This is a genomic window from Saliphagus infecundisoli, from assembly GCF_020177375.1.
GTDB lineage: Archaea > Halobacteriota > Halobacteria > Halobacteriales > Natrialbaceae > Saliphagus > Saliphagus infecundisoli.
This window is the reverse complement of record NZ_JAIWHV010000020.1, coordinates 16,506-34,153: the sequence shown is the minus strand read 5'-3', so window position 1 is coordinate 34,153 and position 17,648 is coordinate 16,506. Positions and strand designations below refer to the sequence as shown.

Sequence of the window (17,648 nt, the reverse complement as noted above, 5' to 3'; positions counted from 1 at the left end):
AAGTCGGGTCAGGTGACAACGGACAGATGACAACACTCCAGTCGGCGATCCCCGTCTTCCTCGGGATCGACCTCACGATCGCGTTCACGACGCTCACCGTGATCGCGGGGCTGGCCTTCGTAGTGGTCATGTTGAGCTTCGCCTTCGGCGAGCACCTTCCCAACTCCTGGCCGCTCTCCTTCGATGACGACTACCTCGAGCGCGAGGCCGCCCTCGAGCCCTCCGACGACGACTGATCGGGAAAGCCGGTTTTCGGCGCCCGCGTCGCGAACGCGGTCCGTCACGCACTTACGGTCACCCGGAGAACTACCGCTATGCAGGTACGAGACCGCGAGCGGATCGAGGGCGGCCGCGAGCGGGTGACGGTCGTCCCCGAGAGCATCGACGACCTCTGGCATCTGCAGTACGTCGTCGAGCCCGGCGACCGGGTCGCAGGCGATACGACCCGGCGAATTCAACGAAACGACGACCAGATGCGGGACACGGGGGGCGAGCGCGAGCCCATGTGGATCGCCATCGCCGTCGATACCGTCGAGTTCCACAAGTTCGCCAACCGGCTCCGGGTCGGCGGCGAGATCGTCGCCTGCTCCCGGGAGGACCAGCTGGGCGCCCACCACACCCTGAACGTCGAGGAACGCGACGAGCTCTCGATCGAGAAGCGGTTCAAACCCGACCAGTGGGAGCGTTTGGAGGAAGCGAGCGAGGCGACCGAAAACCCCGACGTCGCCATCGCCACCGTCGAGGAGGGCGAGGCCCACGTCCACACCGTCGCCCAGTACGGCACCGAGGAGCGAGCAGCGATCACCGGTCCCACCGGAAAGGCCGCGTGGGGCGACGGCGCCCGCGAGCGCTCGGAGCTCTTCTCGGAACTCGCCGACGTCCTCCGGCGGATGGATGTAGACGCGATCATTCTCGCGGGGCCGGGATTCACCAAACAGGACGCCCTCTCCTACCTCGAGGAGAACGACCCCGAGATCGCCGAACTGGTGACGACCGTCGACACCTCGGGGGTCGGCGACCGGGGCGTCCACGAGGTCCTCAAACGGGGTGCGGTCGCCGACGTCCAGCGCGACACCCGAATCGAGAGCGAAGCGGCGTACATCGACGACCTCACCGAGCGGATCGCGAGCGGGGCGAAGGCGGCCTACGGTCCCCAGCAGGTCCAGCAGGCCGCCGAGTTCGGCGCGATCGAGCGCCTGCTGATCGTCGACGAACGACTCCGCAAGGAACGAAGCTCGGAGGGTGACTGGGGGGTAGACGCCGACCGGCTGGTCGAGACCACCGAGCAGAAAGGCGGCGAAGTGACGGTGTTTTCCAGCGAGTTCCCGCCGGGCCAACAGCTCTCGAACCTCGGTGGCGTGGCCGCGCTGTTGCGCTATCGGCTGGAGTAGCCGGCGGAGAGTCGGGTGAGCCTCAGAAGGGGTACTCCCGCTTCTCGTGCTGGAGGGAGATCCACTTCGTCTCGGTCAGCTCGTCCATGATCTCGGTGGCGTTGTAGGTGCCGACGCCGGAGGCTTTCGTCCCGCTGAAGGGGACGTGGGCCTCGTCGTTGATCGGCTGGTCGTTGACGTGGACGTTGCCCGTGTCCATGCGTTCGGCGATCTCCAGGCCGGTGCCGACGTCGCCGGCGTGGACCGACCCCGAGAGGCCGTGTTCGACGGCGTCGTGGAGCGAGATCGCCTCGTCGACGTCCGAAAAGGGGATCACCGGCGCGATCGGCCCGAAGTGTTCGTTGCAGGCGGCGGCCATCCCGTTTTCGACGCCCGAGAGCACGGTCGGCGCGACGAGCAGCGAGTCCTCGACGCCCTCCATCTCGACGGTCTCGCCGCCGGTCTCGAGGGTCGCGCCCGCCTCGACGGTCTCCTCGACGTAGCCGAGCATCTCGTCGCGCTGGCCCTCGTCGATGATCGGCGCGACGACGGTCTCGGCGTCGTGGGCGCTTCCCACAGGGAGGGACTCGGCGCGCTCCGTGAGCCGGGAGACGTACTCGTCGTAAACGGACTCGTGGACGAGGTGGCGGTTGATCGAGATGCAGACCTGGCCCTGGTGGACGAACGAGCCGAAGACGGCCGAATCGACGGCGGCCTCGAGGTCGGCGTCGTCGGTGACGATGTGGGCGTTGTTGCCCCCGAGTTCCATCGCGGCGACCGAGAGGTTCTCGCCGGCTTTCGCGGCGACGCCTCGCCCGACGGGCGTCGATCCGGTAAAGGAGACGACGTCGCTCTCTGGATGGTCGACCACTGCGTCGCCGATCTCGGAGCCGCTGCCGGTGACGACGTTTATGAGGCCATCGGGCAGTCCCGCCTCCTCGTACAGTTTCGCCATCAGAAGTCCGCCCGTGATCGGCGTGTTCGAGGCGGGCTTGAGGACGACGGCGTTGCCCGTCGCGATCGCGGGCGCGATCGCCCGCCCCGAGAGGTTCAGCGGGAAGTTCCACGGCGAGATGACGGTGACGACGCCCTGGGGCTCCCGACGGACGAGGTTCTCCTTGCCGGGGACGTTCGACGCCGCGAACTCGCCACCCATCTGGCGGGGCAACGTCGCGGCCTGGGTCGCCTGGTCGGTCGCGATCTCGACCGACGTCTCGCCCATGACCCGCGAGCCGCCGGCCTCGTGAGCCAGCAGATCGACGATCTCGTCCTCGTACGCCTGGAGGGCCTCGGCGAAGTTCCGGGCGACCCGCTCGCGTTCGGCCGGCGGCGCCTCGGCCCACTCGGCCTGGGCGTCGGCGGCGGCCTCGTAGGCGGCGTCGACGTCCGCCTCGGTCGCCGCCGGTACCCGCGCGACCTCCTCGCGGGTCGAGGGGTCGAGGACCGGTATCTCGTCGTCGCCCGCCGAGTCGGTCCACTCGCCGCCGATGGAGAGGCGGTTCCAGTCGGCCTCGATCGAGAGTTCGGGTGCCATCGTCCGCGATAGGCGCCCGCCGTCCAAAAGCCGCCGGCGGGCACTCGCGGGCTCGAGTTACCTACCCCATCGGCGCCTCGGTGTTGGCCTCGACCAGCCGGATCAACACCGAGGCGAACAGCGAGCCCGCACTCCAGATCGCGGTCTCGCCGCCGTCCGCATCGACGACGCTCAACAGGACGCTGTCGTCGTCGACGATCACGATCCGCCCCGAGACCTCGTCGTCGGCGCGGTCGTCGGCCGGCGGGATCGTCGCGACGCCGTCGAACTCCTCGACCCGATCACGGATCGCCGACGACCGGCTGATCACCGTCACCTCGACGCCCTCGGCGGCCAACTCCTCGAGAACCCCCCCGATCTCTCCGGCCAGCTGGTCGGCTCTACGGACCCCGAAGACGACCCGTTCGTCGGCCCCCGAGAGGACGTCGAGGACCCGGTCGTCGATCCGGTCGCGCCCCCGAACCGTCCAGATGTCCTCCTGGCGCTCCTCGGTGTCGGACTCCTCGCGGACCCCCTCGACGTACTCGAAGGCCCGTTCTTGCTCGCTCTCGAAGCGGGCCCGGAGGGTCTCTCTGGCCTCATCGATGCCGACCGGCCGGTAGCGGATCGGGGTCGACTGCTGGACCTCGAGCAGCCCCCTGTCCTCCAAACTCTCGGCGACGCTGTAGACCTGCGATCGGGGGACGTCCGCGACCCGGGCGACGTCGCGGGCGGTACCCGAGCCCAGACGCTGGAGCGCGATGAACACCTTCGCCTCGTAGCTGGTCAGCCCGAGGCGCTCGAAGGCGCCGACCGCCTCGCTCTCCCCGGCCATCAGTCCTCGGCCTCCGCTCGTTCCCCGCCGTCGGCGGCCGCGGCGGTCGCTTCCGCGTCGGCGTCGAAGGCGACGTCCGGTCCGAAGTACCGCGTCCAGACCACCAGCAGGCTCGGGAGCACCACGACGCTCGCGAGGAAGGCGTACGTGATCGTCAGCGCGGTGATGATCCCGAACTGCTGGAGCGCGGGCAGGATTGCGAAGGCGAGCACGCCGAAGCCGCCGACGGTCGTCGCCGCGCTGCCCAGCAGGGCCCCGCCCGTCCCGGTCACGGTCGTCCGCATCGCCGACCAGACGTTGCCCGTGCGCTCGAGCTCGAGGGTGTAGCGGGCGCTGACGTGGATGCTGTAGGCGACCCCGAGCCCGACCGTGAGGCTCGTGATCATCCCCGTCAGGACGTTGAAGGGCATCCCGATGAGGTACATCGTGCCGAGGATCCAGCTCACCGAAAAGGCGACCGGGAGCAAGGTGATGGCCCCCAGCGTCGCCCCGTTGCCGGTCAGCCAGTAGGCGACGGTGAGGAAGACGAAGACGGCGACAAGCGTGATCGTCAGACTCTCTAAGACCGTATCGAGCAGGTCCTGTTCGACGAGGTAGCTGACGATCGGGTTGCCGGTCGCGATGACCTCCCACTCGCCGTCGATGCCGTCGGCGATCGCCCGGGTCTCGCTCGTGACGTCCCCGAAGGCGGCGTCGCCCTGGACGCCGACGATCATCCGGACGGCCTCGTACTCGCCGTCGTCGGTCCGGTAGACGACGTTGCTCGCGGCGGTCTCGTCGACCTCGAACAGCTGGTCGTACAGCGCCTCGACGTTCTCGTCGGGGACGCCGTCGCCGTCGGTGTCGGCGGCGCTAAAGGACTCGTTGAACGACTCGTTCTCGCTTGCGGCGGTCTCCATCACCGACAGCGGGCTCGTGACGTCGGCCTCGCCGGTCGGTCCGACGTAGGCGATGTCGCTGTCGGCGGCGTCGGCCGTCGCTCGATCGATCTCCGCTAACGTCCCGTCGTCGGTCACCGGCCCGCGTATCAGGATCTGGCTCTGTGAGTCCTCGCGCTGGAAGTTCTCGTTGACGAACTCGAGGTCGTCTTTGGCCTCGTACTCGCCGGGCGCGAGCGGGCCGAGGTTCTCGGTCCACTCGGGCGGGCTCTCCGCGAGGAAGTCCTCCTGCTGGAAGCTGGTGTCGACCTGGGTCGCGCCGTAGACCCCGCCGGCCGACAGCAGGAGGACGGCGACGATGACGGCCAGGGGCGCCTTCCGTGCGGCGGTCGCGCCGACGGTCAACACCCGGCTGAAGGCGCCACCGCCGGTCCCGAACGCACGCTTGCGCCGGTCGAACCCGCGGGATTCGAGCAGGGCGTCGATCTCGACTTTCGCGGCCGGGACGAGCGCGCCGAAGACGATCAGCGCCGCGAGGATCCCGAACGCGCTGACGATGCCGAACTCCTGGATCGGGCCGATCGGGCTGACGAGGTTCGAGAGGAAGCCGATGACAGTCGTCGCGGTCACCCAGACCAGGGCGACGCCGACGCCTCCAAGAGCGATTCTCATCGAGCCGCGGACGCCGCTCTCGTCCTCGACGCCCTCCTCGCGCTGTTCGCGGTGGCGCATGAAGACGTGGATCGCGTAGTCGATCGAGAGCCCGATCAGGAGTACGGGGACGGCGATCATCATCTGGTTGAACGAGATCCCGGCCCAGCCCATGAAGCCGAACGTCCAGATCAACACCGCGAGGATCCCGCCGACACCCAGTACGATGTCGATCGGATCCCGGTAGGCGATCACGAGCGCGACGACGACGAACAACAGGGCAAGCGGGCCGACGATCGCCAAGCTGTCGCCCATCGAGTTGTTGATCTCCTCGTTGATGATCCCGGCGCCGAAGACGGCGTACTCGTTGCCCTCCTGGCCGTCCGCGAGCTCGCGCATCTCGAGCTGGGCGTCCATCGCGTCGCTGTCACCGCCGCCCATCCCCCCCTGGGCTCCGTCCGCCTCGCTCACCTGGGTGACGAAGATCATCCGGGCGTCCGCCGAGGTGGTGCCGGGCTCGTAGTCGGTCGGCATCAAGTCGAGGGCCGGACTCCCGCCCTCGCCCTCCGAGAGGACCGTGGTGAGGTTCTCCTCGAACTCCGACTCGGAGAGGCCCTCGACCGCCTCGATCTGTTCGTCGAGCGTCGGCGTCCCCCCCTCCTGGAGGGCTTCCCGTTCGTCCCGAAGCTCCTGCCCGCGTTCCTCGAGTTCGGCGCTGTCGTTTTCGAGCGCGGCTTGTTCGTCCTGGAGTTCCTGGCCGCGTTCCTCGAGTTCGGCACTGTCGTTCTCGAGCGCCGCCCGTTCGTCTTGAAGCTCCTGGCCGCGTTCCTCGAGTGCAGCGCTGTCGTTTTCGAGTTCCGCTTGCTCCTCTGCGAGCTCTTGGCCGCGTTCCTCGAGTTCCTGGCCGCGCTCCTCGAGTTCCTGACTGCGCTCCTCGAGGCCCGCGAGCTCGTCGGCCAGCACGCCGGCGGTCCCCGCCTCGTAGGCGCTTGCGAGTTCGGATTCGATGGCGACGAGGTCGGACGTCGTCGTCCGGACCTCCGTCGCGCTCACGACGAACGTCGCGGTCCCGGCCGGACCGAGGTCCGCGGTCGCGTTCGTCCAGACCGCACCGATCTCCTCCTCTAACGCGGCCCGTTCGGCCTCGTCGTCGGTCGCCTCGATCGAACGCTGGAGCTGGGCGGTCTCGTTCAGTGCCGCCTCGAGTTCGGCCCGGGTCCCGGGGTCGTCGGTGACGCCGGTTCCGGCCGCGTAGGCGCCCGCGAGGGCGGTTTCGTTTTCGACCCGGTCGCTCGTCAGGGACCGGACCTCGCCCGCGGCGGCCTCGAATCGCTCGGCCTGCTGGGGTTCGAGGTCGGCGGTCGTCTCGGCCCACAGTTCGTCGATCTCGGTCTCGATCGCCGCGCGCTCCCCGTCGCTTTCGGCCTGCTCGTAGGCGGCCTGGAGCCGAGCGGTCTCGTTTAGCGCCGCCTCCTGGGCGGCGAGTTGGGCCTCGACGCGCTCGCGCTCTTCCTGGAGCGCCTGGCTGTCGTTTTCGAGTTCGGCCGTGTCGTTTTCGAGCTGCTGGCCGCGTTCCTCGAGTTCCTGGCCGCGCTCTTCGAGTTCGGCCGTGTCGTTTTCGAGCTGCTGGCCGCGTTCCTCGAGTTCCTGGCCGCGCTCTTCGAGTTCGGCCGTGTCGTTTTCGAGCTGCTGGCCACGTTCCTCGAGTTCCTGGCCGCGCTCCTCGAGTTCGGCGCTGTCGTTTTCGAGCTCTTGAGCACGTTCGGCGAGTTCCTGGCCGGCCTCGGTTTGGATCGCCGCGATGCCGAGGGCGTTCCCGACGCCGAAGGTCGACCGTTCCTCGTCGAGGGTCGCGTTGATCGACTCGTTGTCCCGGAGCGTCCGCTGGAGGGCAAGCGAGTCGAGCAGCGACTCCTGGGTGAGGACGTTCTCGCCTCTGACGATCAGCTGCACCGTCGTCGTGTTCTCCTGTTCGCCGGACGTGAAGTTCTCGTTTGCGTACTCGACGGCCTGGGCTTCCGCCGAGTCGGTCTCGAACTGACTGAGCGAGGAGTCGTCGTCGATCATCGGCGCGCCCGCGCCGATCAGGACCGTCGCCAGCAACAGAACGGCCAGCACCGCCTTGCTGTGGCTCGTTACGACGCTTGCGATGCGTTCGGGCGTGCTCATCCGACCACCGGAGCAGAGGGGAGCATCTGTTGGTAGGATCCTACAAACGGACGCCCATATACTTGTTGTTATCGCGCTACTAACAGTCCTGCCGTCCCGGCTGTGGCCGCTCCTTCCGGCGGTTCAGTGCCGGAGTCACCGGGTCGATTGTGGTCATTTCCCGGTGATGGACGACCGGGTCCGGCGATCACCGGCGTATCGGTACAGCCGACTCCATCAGTCGATCGAGACCGTTTTCAGGTCCTCGGCGAACCGGACGTCGCCGTCGTAGTGGGCGCCGATCGACTCGAGCATCTCCTCGTGGCGGCCGTCGGTGTGCGGGTAGAGGTGGGTAAGGTAGACCCGACCGAGCTCGGCCCCCGAGAGCTCCCGTCCCAGGCGTTCGGGCGTCGGGTGGTTCGAGACGTCCACGTCGTCCGGGAACGAACAGTCGTGGGCGAGGATCGCCGACCCCTCGGCGAAGTTGACCAGTCCCGCGAACGCCTCGCTGTCGGCCCCGAACGTGAACCGGTCGTCGAACCGGTAGGCCAGACAGCGAAGGGAGTGGCGGGTCTCGTAGGCCGCGACGTCGAAGCCGGCGACCTCGAACTCGCCGGGAACGACCTCGCGGACCTGGAGCTCGAGTTTGTCCTGCATGTACTCGTGGACCGAGAGAAGGCCGTCGACCAGGGCCTTGGTGCCCTGGGGGCCGACCACTTCCAAGCGTTCCTCGCCGGCGAGCCACCGCGCTTTCATCAGCGGGAGCAAGTCGGCGACGTGATCGAGATGGTGGTGGGTGAGAAGCACCGTCGAGACCGACTCGTAGCCGACGCCCGACTGCTGGAGGCGGTGGAGCACGCCCGACCCGCAGTCGACCAGCAGCGTCCGGCCCTCCTCCTGTACCAGGATTCCGGTCTGGAACCGCTCGCCCGTCGGCATCGCGCTCCCGGTCCCGAGGAAGGTGACCTTCATGGGCGACAGTGGGGCTGGCCGGCGCAAAAGGGTGGTGCCCATCCACCGTCTCCACTTCCGATCCGCTGGCCAAACCCTCTTGTCCGCCCGTTCCCTGGATCCGCCAATGGACGACTCCGCGTCGGGCGATCGGCCGTACGACCCCGACGCCGTCGCCGACCGGGAGGTCTTAGAGCGCTTGGAGCCCGCAGTCCGGGAGTGGTGGCACCGCGAGTTCGGCGAGTTCGTCCCCGAGAACGAGGGCTTTTTCACCCCGCCCCAGGAGGGAGCGATCCCGCTGATCGACGAGGGGACGAACACGCTCGTCGCGGCGCCGACCGGCTCGGGGAAGACGCTGGCCTCGTTTACCGCGATCATCGACGAACTCTACCGGCGCGACCGCGACTCCGACGAGGGTCTCGAGAACTCGGTGTACTGTCTCTACGTTTCACCGCTCAAATCGCTCGCGAACGACATCCACCGGAACCTCACGGTCCCCCTGGAGGGGATCGAGGCGGTCGCCGACGAACGCGGCGAGTCGACCGGCGAGATCCGCCACGCGATCCGTCACGGCGACACCCCGGACAGCGAGCGCCAGAAGATGTTGGCGGAGACGCCCCACATCCTCAACACCACCCCCGAGACGCTCGCCATCCTGCTCAACTCGCCGAAGTTCCGCGAGAAACTCGAGAGTGTGGAGTACGTCATCGTCGACGAGATCCACTCGCTGGCCGCCAACAAACGGGGCACCCATCTCGCGGTAAGTCTAGAGCGCCTCGAGGCACTCGCCAGAAACGAGATCACCAGAATCGGCTGTTCGGCGACGATCGAACCCCTGGAGGGGGTCGCGGAGTTCCTCGTGGGCTGTGAGTTCGAGGAGGCTGAGGACGGGAAAACGAGGGGCGAAACGAGCAGCGAGCCACGGGAGTACGAGATCGTGGACGCCCGCTTCGCCCGCGAGTTCGACCTCCGACTCGAGAGCCCCGCCGACGACTTGATCAACACCTCCCGCGAGGTCGTCCAGGAGCGTTTTTACGATATGCTCCACGACCACATCGGCGAGCACACGAACACGCTCGTCTTCACCAACACGCGATCGGGCGCCGAGCGGGTGCTCCAGAACCTCCGCGAGCGTTTCGGGGCCTACGACGAGGAGAACTCGGCGTGTCACCACGGCAGCCTCTCGAAGGAGGTCCGCCAGGGCGTCGAGGAGCGGCTGAAGGAGGGCAGTCTCGACGTCGTCACCTCCTCGACCTCGCTCGAACTGGGGATCGACATGCCCCACGTCGATCTCGTCGTTCAAGTTGGCTCGCCGAAGTCGGTCGCGGCCCTCCTCCAGCGGGTCGGCCGGGCGGGCCACCGCGTCGGACAGACGGTCACCGGCCGGGTGATCGCCCTCGACCGGGACGAACTCGTCGAGTGTGCGGTCATGCTGAAGAAGGCCGAGGAGGGGTTCGTCGACAGCGTCTCGATCCCCGAGCGCGCCCACGACGTCGCCGCCCAGCACGTCTACGGGATGGCGATCGCCGAGATCAGACCCGAGACCGAAGTACGAAAAATTCTCCGGCGGGCCTACCCCTACCGGAACTACACCGAAAGCGAGTACGAGTCGCTGATGGCCTACCTCACCGCCGATTATGCGGGTCTCGAGGACAAGAACGTCTACGCGAAGGTCTGGCGGGACGAGAACGACCCGCCCGACGGCGAGCACCACTACCCCGAGTACCCGGTCGGCGAACCGTTGATCGGCAAACGCGGCCGGCTCGCCCGGGTGATCTACATGACCAACATCGGGACGATCCCCGACTCCTTTAGCTGCGACGTCAAGACCCGCGCCGCCGACGAGTGGGTCGGCCAGCTCGACGAGGACTACCTCGACACCCTGGAGAAGGGCGACGTCTTCGTCCTCGGCGGGGAACGCTTCGAGTACCGCTACCGGCGCGGGTCGAAGGTGTACGTCGATCGGACCGCGAGCCGGCCGACGGTTCCCACCTGGTACTCCGAGCGCCTCCCGCTCTCGACCGATCTCGGCCGGGAGATCCTCGCGTTTCAGGGCGACCTCGCCGAACGGTACGAAGAGGGTGGGCCCGCCGCGGTCCGGGCCTGGCTCCGGAAACTCCCGATCGACGACCACGCGGTCCGCGCGCTCGCGCGGCTGTTCGACTACCAGTGTCGGTACGCCGGGGTCGAAAGCGTCTCGACCGACCGCCGGCTCGCGATCGAGGTCGAACGCGACCGCGGGGAGTACGAGCGCCGCTACTACGTCCACTCGGCGTACGGCCGGCGGGTCAACGACGGCCTCTCGCGGCTGCTGGCCGCCGAGTGTGCCGACCGGGCGACCGCGAACGTGAAAGTCGCCGTCGCCGACAACGGCTTCGTGCTCTCGATGCCGCTCAACAGGAAGATCGAACTCGAGACGATCCTCGCCGATCTCGATCCCTCGGAGGTCCGCGAAAAGCTCCGGGGGGCGCTCGCGGGCACCGACCTCCTCCAGCGATACTTCCGGATCAACGCGACCCGGGCGCTGATGATCCTCAAACGCTACAAGGGCTACGAGAAGTCCGCGAGCGAACAGCAGGTCGCAAGCGAGATGCTGCTGGGCTTCGCCGAGGACTTAGAGGAGTTCGCGGTCATCGAGGAGACCTACCGCGAAATTCTGGAGGACAAACTCGCCGTGAGCGAGATCGAGTCGATCGTCGGCGCGATCGATGCCGGGGAACTCGCGGTCTCGCAGGTACTCGTCGATTCGCCGACCCCGCGGGCGTTCGGGCTCGCGACGCTTTCGGCCAGCGACGTCGTCCTCGCCGAGGACGAGAGCGCGGCGTTACAGGCGTTTCACGAGCACGTCCTCGAGGAGATCGGCGAGGAGTCGCTGGCAGGGCTGTCGGGAACGGCCGGCGAGAGCTGAATCGCCGGCGAAACCCGGTCACTCGGGCACCGGAACGAGCGACTCGAGATCGGCCTCCTTCCCGGTCGTCTCGTACTTCCCTTCGACCTCCCGGACGATCCCCTCGTGGCGGAGGTGGTCGAGGTGGGCGAAGGCCTCCCCGGGTCCGTGCATGACGTGGATCCCCTCCAGGTCGCCGAAGAGGTGGGCGCCCACCGTCCAGGCGTCGGCAGGGCCGTGTTCCCGGAGAACGTCGAGGACCCGACTGGTTCGCTCGCGGTGATGTTCGGCGATCGTCCGCGCCCGACCTGCGGGATCGTCGATCGGGTCGCGGTGGCCGGGCCAGAGCCGGTCGTAATCGCGTTCGACGACGGTCCGAAGGGTATCGAGGTAGTTCGCGAGCGGGCGCTCGACGCGGACGTCGGCCCCACCGACATTTGGCGTGTAGACGGGGAGGACGGCGTCGCCGACGAACGCCTCCCGGCCGTCGGCGGTCTCGAACTCGAACAGACAGAGGCCGGCGGTGTGACCGGGTGCGTGGACCGTCTCCAGCGTTCGCCCGCCGACCGCGAGACGGTCGCCGTCGGCGATCTCCTCGACGGTCGCGGGCTCGCCCGCGATCGCCTCGCTCCCGTCGAGAAAGGCGAGGAGGGACTCGCGCTCGTCGGTGGGCATTCCCCACGCCTCGAAAGCTTCTCGCCGCAACGAGTCGAACTCCGCGAGGGCCTCGTCGTCCCGGCGGACGAGCGGGGCGTCGGAAGCGTGGACGAGGACGCGCGCGCCGCTTTCGGCCTGGATCGCACCGGCCAGGCCGGCGTGGTCGGGGTGCCAATGGGTCAGGACGATCGTCTCGATGTCGGCGAACTCGTGGCCGTACTCGGCGAGGCCCTCGCGCAACTCTGATTCGGTCTCGGCCGTGGCGATCCCGGTGTCGACCAGCGCGACCCCCTCGTCGTCGAGGAGATAGGCGTCGTTTCGCCCCTCGAACTCCTCGTTGCCCAGCGTGACCCGCTCCATGTCCGGTTCGAGGGCGCCGCGTGCCAAGAAGCGTTCGACGTCGTCCGTGGCGTCGGTCCGCCACCGACGCCCCACCGTCAGCTACAAACCCCGCATCCGCCCAGTTCGAACCATGCCCGGCAAGGTGAGCCCGGAGCTCCTCGAGCACGTCTTCGATCGAACGGGCGCCGACGACCCCGCGGTTCTCCAGGGACCCGCCGACGGCGAGGACGCCGCGGCGATCGCCTGCGAGGGGGGGACGCTGGTCGTCAGCTCGGACCCGATCTCGCTTGCGGCCTCCGAGGTCGGCCGCCTCGGCGTCCACGTCGCCTGCAACGACGTCGCCGCCTCCGGGGCCGACCCGCGGTGGCTGACCGTCGTGATCATGCTCCCCGGCGGTGCCGAACGCGAGGTCCTCGAGACGGTCTCGGCGGAGCTCGACGCCGCCGCCCGCGAGGTCGGCGCCGCGATCGTCGGCGGCCACAGCGAGTACGTCGACGCTCTGGAGCGCCCGCTGCTCTCCCTGACCGCGATGGGACCGACGGACCGGTTCGTCCCGACCGGCGGCGCCGAGCCCGGCGATCGGGTCCTCGTGACGAAGGCGGCGGCGATCGAGGGGACGGCGATCCTCGCGGCCGACTTCGGGAAGGAACTCGCCGTTCCCGACGACGTCCGGGAACGGGCCCTCGCCTCCTTCGAGGAGGTCAGCGTCGTCCCCGACGGTCGCCGTCTCCGCGAGGCGGCGAGCGCGATGCACGATCCCACCGAGGGCGGCGTCGCGGCCGGGCTGTCGGAGGTCGCCCGCGCATCGGGGGTCCGTCTCGAGGTCGATCGCGAGGCGATACCGATCCGCCCGGAGACAGAGACGCTCTGTGGGGCCGCGGGCGTCGACCCCCTCCGGATCTTCGGCTCGGGGGCCCTGCTCGCGACCGTTTCCGCCGGGTCGGTCGACGAGGCACTCGCCGCCCTCGAGTCTGCCGGGATCGACGCGGCGGCGATCGGGACCGTCGAGGCGGGCGATCCGGCGCTCATCCTCGACGGCGAACCCGTCGCGGAGCCGATCGAGGACGAGCTCTATCCGCTCTGGGAGGCCGCGGACGCCGACTGAGCGGACGATTCGAGGACCGCCGCCACGGCGGCGTCGGCCACGGCCGACCGGGGGTCGATCACGACGTCCGCACCCTCCGCGACCGCGGGTTCGGGGTCGGCCGCGACCGCGACGATCGGGGCGGCTGTCGTCTCCCGCGTGGCACGGACGGCGTCGGGAGAGCCATCGGCGATCACGACCCCACCACACGAGGCGACGCCGGCCCGCTCGAGGAGGGCCTCGTCGGTCGGCTCGCCCGCGTGGACCTCGACGTCCGCCGGCAGTCCCTCGAGACGTTGGTTCTCGGCGACGATCGTCACCGCCGCCCGCTCGGCGAGCCGCTCGGCGATCGCCCGTGCGGGTCCCTCGAAGCCGACCACGGCGACCCGCTCGATCCCGTCGCGGTGGGCCCTCACCCGTCGGCCGGCCATCGCGAGGCGCGCCTCGACGGCCGGCCCGAACAGGCTACCGGCGGCGACGGCGACCGCCGCCGGCCCGAGGACGACCAGCGAGGCCGCAAACAGCCGCGCGCCCAGCGAGGTCGGATGGACGTCGCCGTAGCCGACCGTCGTCGCGGTGACGACCGTGAAGTAGACGGCGTCGACGACGCCTCCCACGCCGTCGAACCCGCCCCGGAGCGCGTAGGCGCCGGCGGTACCGTAACAGCCGACGCCGACGACGGCGACGACCGCACCGAACTGCGTCGCCGAGAGCGTGAGGCCGGCAGAGCGGGTGAACCGCTCGCTGGTCGCCACGAGGACCGCAAGCCCGCCGACCGAGAGCACGACGAGCGGGATCGAGAGCAGCCGCAACTGGACGACCCCGTGGACCGCCTCGAGTGCGACCAGCGCCGCCGCGGCGACGTACGCGACCCTGTACCCCCGTCGCATCCCCCAGGCCACGACGAGAAGCGCGAAGCCGACGACCGTAGCGGAAAACTCCGCGATCGCCTGTATCTCGGCGGCCGGCCCCGCCGCCGTCAGCGCCGGATCCGTGAGGATCGCGGCGACGCCGGTCGCGATCGAGACGACGGCGACCGCCACGACGACCCGGACGGCGAGGCTCCCCGCCGAACGGGCGTCTGCCAGTCGGTCCAGCATGGTCCCGCCCTCCACGACGCCCACCGAAGTAAAGCCCGCACTACCGCCGGCTCCACCCCGCCGACGGAGCTACGACCCCTCGTTTCCGCCCTTCCGTTCCTCGAGGAACGTCCGGACGCCCATCACGGGGATGAACAGGAAAAAGGCCAGCATCACGGTCCCCGAGGAGATCGCCACGACGAAGTTCGGCGTGAGCCGGGGCTCCATCGCCCAGCTCGCGATCAGCGCCCCGCCCAGCACGGAGACGACGACCAGGACGAGCAGATCGACCGGCTTCACGGGGAGGTCCGGCTCCTGGCTCATGGCCGGACTTGCGAGCGCGGACGTATAAACGGCCCGCGATCTCCCGTCAGGTCCGGGCCCACTCGAGCATCCGGCCGTAGACCGGATCGGACTCGAGGGCCCGCGAGTCGCCGACGAGGACGAGCGCGCGTTTGGGTCGGGTGAGCGCGACGTTGATCCGGCGGTAGTCCTCGAAGATCGGCCCCTCCAGGTCGCCGGTCGCGACGAACGAGACGATGATGACCTCCTCGCTCGAGCCCTGGAAGCGGTCGACGGTGTCGACGGTCACGTCGTCGGGAACCCGACCCCTGATCTCGCCGACCTGGGCGCGAAACGGCGCGATGACGCCGATCTCCGCCCGCGGGACGCCCGCGGCCTCGTAGCACTCTACGAGGTCAGCGATCCGGGCGGCCTCCTTGCCGTCGGTGTGGCGGGCGGCGTCGCCCGCGACGTCGACGAACGCGACTGGATCCCCGAGTTCGTCGGGCAACGCCTCGCGGCTCGCTCCCGCTATGTCGTCGAGCGTTCGCCCGGCGACCTCGGGCGTCGCGGGCCGGAGCTCACCGTCGTAGAACTCCCGGGAGGCGAACGCCTGGATCCGCTGGTTCATCCGGTACTGGCGGTCTAACATGACGCCTGCCCCCGGATACGCCGAGACGAGCCGCTCGAACAGCGACCGCGAGAGGTCCGCCTCCTCGCCTCCCGCCGCTCCCGTCTCGCTCTCCCCCGTCTCCGCCCGCACCACCGGCGGGAGCTGTTCGTGGTCGCCCACGAGCACGAACCGGTCGGCGAGGTTCGCCGCGGCGAAGGTGCCGGGCTCGGTGAGTTGGGCGGCCTCGTCGACGAGGGCGACGTCGAACTCGGTCTCCTTCATCACTCGTGAACCGCAGGTCGCCGTCGTCGCCGCCACGACGGGCGCCTCCCGCAACTCGCGGGCGCGTTCCTCGGGGTCGCCCGAGCGTTCGAGCCGGAAGGGGAGCATGTCCTCGCGGACGCCGCTCTCGGTGCCCATCCGGACGAAGTCGGTGAATCCCTGGTCGCGAAGGGCCTCGAGTGCGTTGTCGACCGCCCGGTTCGTAAAGGCCGACAGGATGACGCGGTCGCCGCGGTCGACCATCGCGCGGATCGCCCGGGCGATGGTGTACGTCTTCCCGGTTCCGGGCGGGCCGTGGATCAACGCGAGGTCCGCACAGCCGACCGCTTTCCGGACGGCCTCGTCCTGGGCCGCGTTGTTCTCGATGAACGTCTCCTCGACCTCGCGAAAGACGGGCTCCTCGCGCCCGAAGAGCACGTCCTTGCGGCGCTCGCTTCCCTTCAGGAGGGCGTCGTGGAGCGCCGAGAGCTGGCGGTCGGTGGTGAACTCGGAGGGGTAGACGTCGAGCCGGGTCGCCTCGACGGGCTCGTCGGCCGTCAGCACGACCTCGCCGCCGTCCTCGCTCTCCAGGCGTTCGATCCGGGCGAGTTCGGCCTCTCCGCGGACCGGGCGGCCGTCGCTCGCGAGCACGAGGTCGCCCTCCCGGATCTTCGAGCTTTCGTCCGAGCGCCGGCGGGCGTGAATCTCCCAGCGCCCGCCCTTTAGGGGCCGCATCTCCTCGAACTCGAGGTCGATCAGCGCCCGGTCGTCGTCGGCCCGTTCCTCGGGGCTCTGCTCCCAGAGTTTGGCGTACTCGCGGTGGACCTCGCGGCGCTCGGCCTCGATCGCCCGGTAGAAGCGCTCGAAGTACTCTCGTTCCTCCTCGGGAAGCGCCGCTCCGATCTGTCCGGCCTTCGACTCCTGGTCGAGCCGGCCCGAGACGACCATGCAGGTGTCCTGTTCGAAGCAGTACTCGCAGCTGGCGTTGCCCTCGTACCCCGTCGGCACTCCGCGATCGAACTCCATCGCCGCGATCTCGTTTCGCAGCCTGACGACGTACTTCAACAGTCCGCTCCCCATCGAGAACTCCTTTGCGGGCGTCAGATCGCCGGTCTCCTCGTCGCGTTCGAGCGCGGAGTTCTTCGTGTAGAGCAGGGTCCCGGTGTCTACCTCCCCGCCCTCCTCCTCGAGCAACAGCGCGTAACACGCCGCCTGGACCTTATCCTTGAACCGGGGCTCCTTGCGGAGGTTCTTTCCGGTTTTGAGTTCGACCGGTGCGCCCCCGCGGATCGCGTCGGCCCGCCCCCGGATGCCAAACGTCGCGCTGATCAGCAGCCGCTCGGAGCGCCACTCGCTCTCGTCGGGCGCGAACCGCTCGGCGCTCACGTCGGCCGTCTCCCGACCGCCGTCGGTCTTTCCCAGCCGGCCCTGCTCGAGCCAGCCCTCGATCGCCGCCGCGTTCTTCCTGACGTCCTCCCGGACGCTCTCGGCGGATTCACCCAACATCCCGAGCTCGAGGCCGCGCTCCTCGACGCGGGCCTCGATCGACTCCTCGACCGCCCGCCCGCGGAGGAGGTCGCCGAACACCTCGTGGACGAGGGTCCCCTTCGTCACCGGATAGTTCGGCGGGATCCCCGAGAGCTTGTTCAGGTAGTACAGTCGGGGACACTCGGTCCAGCTCCTGATGTCGGTGACGTTGACCAGAAAGGAGGGCTCAACGACAACGTAGGAGTCGCCCGTCGTCGAAAACCCCTCCTCCCCGCGAAACTCCGTTCGCTCGGCGTCGGTGACGACCAGTTCCATCCCGGGCTCGAGCAGTTCCGCCGATTCGGTCCACTTCCCCCAGCAGGTGACTCGAGTGGGTTGGTCCACGGCGTCGGCGCCCGCCCCGCTCGCGTCGTCGGCCGGGCGGATCGGCACCTCCGCGAGCTCGCGGTCGCCGTACTCGGTCCCTACCGTCCGCGTCGAGACCTCGCCGGCGACGATCCCCCGTACGTTCACGGGACCTGAAAGAGCCGGCGCGCGAAAAACGCTGTCGGTCGCCACGGCGACATCCCGGGCGGAGGCGGGGGATTGAAGCCGATGCCGGCCTCCACT

The 17,648-nt window shown here is 69.1% G+C and carries 12 protein-coding genes; 4 read left to right on the top strand and 8 right to left on the bottom strand.

Features of this window, described 5'->3' with window-relative positions; genetic code table 11:
• Positions 1-26: 26 nt before the first annotated feature.
• On the top strand, positions 27-236 hold the full coding sequence (locus LCF40_RS17180) for a hypothetical protein (RefSeq protein ID WP_224829428.1): 210 nt from the start codon (positions 27-29) through the stop codon (positions 234-236).
• A 78-nt stretch (positions 237-314) separates the two neighbouring features.
• Entirely contained in the window at positions 315-1,391 is a 1,077-nt protein-coding gene (locus tag LCF40_RS17175) for an mRNA surveillance protein pelota (RefSeq protein WP_224829427.1), read from the top strand.
• A 22-nt stretch (positions 1,392-1,413) separates the two neighbouring features.
• On the opposite strand, the gene LCF40_RS17170 is transcribed toward LCF40_RS17175, so the two are convergent.
• From LCF40_RS17170 to LCF40_RS17155, 4 genes are all read right to left on the bottom strand, one after another.
• The gene (locus LCF40_RS17170; RefSeq protein ID WP_224829426.1) at positions 1,414-2,904 is read right to left on the bottom strand and encodes an aldehyde dehydrogenase family protein; all 1,491 of its coding nucleotides are present in this window, start codon (positions 2,902-2,904) and stop codon (positions 1,414-1,416) included.
• Between the two features lie 61 nt (positions 2,905-2,965).
• Positions 2,966-3,721, bottom strand: coding sequence for a TrmB family transcriptional regulator (locus tag LCF40_RS17165; RefSeq protein ID WP_224829456.1), 756 nt, complete (start codon positions 3,719-3,721; stop codon positions 2,966-2,968).
• On the bottom strand, positions 3,718-7,416 hold the full coding sequence (locus LCF40_RS17160) for an MMPL family transporter (protein ID WP_224829425.1): 3,699 nt from the start codon (positions 7,414-7,416) through the stop codon (positions 3,718-3,720). The genes LCF40_RS17165 and LCF40_RS17160 overlap by 4 nt, the downstream gene beginning before the upstream one ends.
• Positions 7,417-7,632: 216 nt before the next feature.
• Positions 7,633-8,367 carry an MBL fold metallo-hydrolase gene (locus LCF40_RS17155; RefSeq protein ID WP_114578573.1) on the bottom strand — a complete coding sequence of 245 codons (735 nt, stop codon included), beginning with the start codon at positions 8,365-8,367 and terminating at the stop codon, positions 7,633-7,635.
• A gap of 106 nt (positions 8,368-8,473) precedes the next feature.
• Between LCF40_RS17155 and LCF40_RS17150 the strand changes: the two genes are divergently transcribed.
• Positions 8,474-11,254 (top strand): ATP-dependent helicase, encoded by a 2,781-nt coding sequence (locus tag LCF40_RS17150; protein ID WP_224829424.1) that lies wholly within the window; start codon positions 8,474-8,476, stop codon positions 11,252-11,254.
• Between the two features lie 18 nt (positions 11,255-11,272).
• Here the strand turns inward: LCF40_RS17150 and LCF40_RS17145 are convergent, their stop codons facing one another.
• Positions 11,273-12,250: an MBL fold metallo-hydrolase gene (locus tag LCF40_RS17145; protein ID WP_224829455.1), complete on the bottom strand. Its 978-nt coding sequence runs from the start codon at positions 12,248-12,250 to the stop codon at positions 11,273-11,275.
• 112 nt (positions 12,251-12,362) lie between these two features.
• Between LCF40_RS17145 and LCF40_RS17140 the strand changes: the two genes are divergently transcribed.
• Positions 12,363-13,337: an AIR synthase family protein gene (locus tag LCF40_RS17140; RefSeq protein ID WP_224829423.1), complete on the top strand. Its 975-nt coding sequence runs from the start codon at positions 12,363-12,365 to the stop codon at positions 13,335-13,337.
• On the opposite strand, the gene LCF40_RS17135 is transcribed toward LCF40_RS17140, so the two are convergent.
• The 3 genes from LCF40_RS17135 to LCF40_RS17125 all read right to left on the bottom strand — a co-directional run bounded on the left by LCF40_RS17135 (position 13,304) and on the right by LCF40_RS17125 (position 17,552).
• Positions 13,304-14,416 (bottom strand): ion channel, encoded by a 1,113-nt coding sequence (locus LCF40_RS17135; RefSeq protein WP_224829422.1) that lies wholly within the window; start codon positions 14,414-14,416, stop codon positions 13,304-13,306. The genes LCF40_RS17140 and LCF40_RS17135 overlap by 34 nt on opposite strands.
• Positions 14,417-14,485: 69 nt before the next feature.
• Entirely contained in the window at positions 14,486-14,719 is a 234-nt protein-coding gene (locus tag LCF40_RS17130) for a hypothetical protein (RefSeq protein WP_114578576.1), read from the bottom strand.
• A 46-nt stretch (positions 14,720-14,765) separates the two neighbouring features.
• Complete coding sequence (locus LCF40_RS17125) at positions 14,766-17,552, bottom strand: AAA domain-containing protein (RefSeq protein ID WP_224829421.1); 2,787 nt, start codon at positions 17,550-17,552, stop codon at positions 14,766-14,768.
• Positions 17,553-17,648 lie beyond the last annotated feature (96 nt).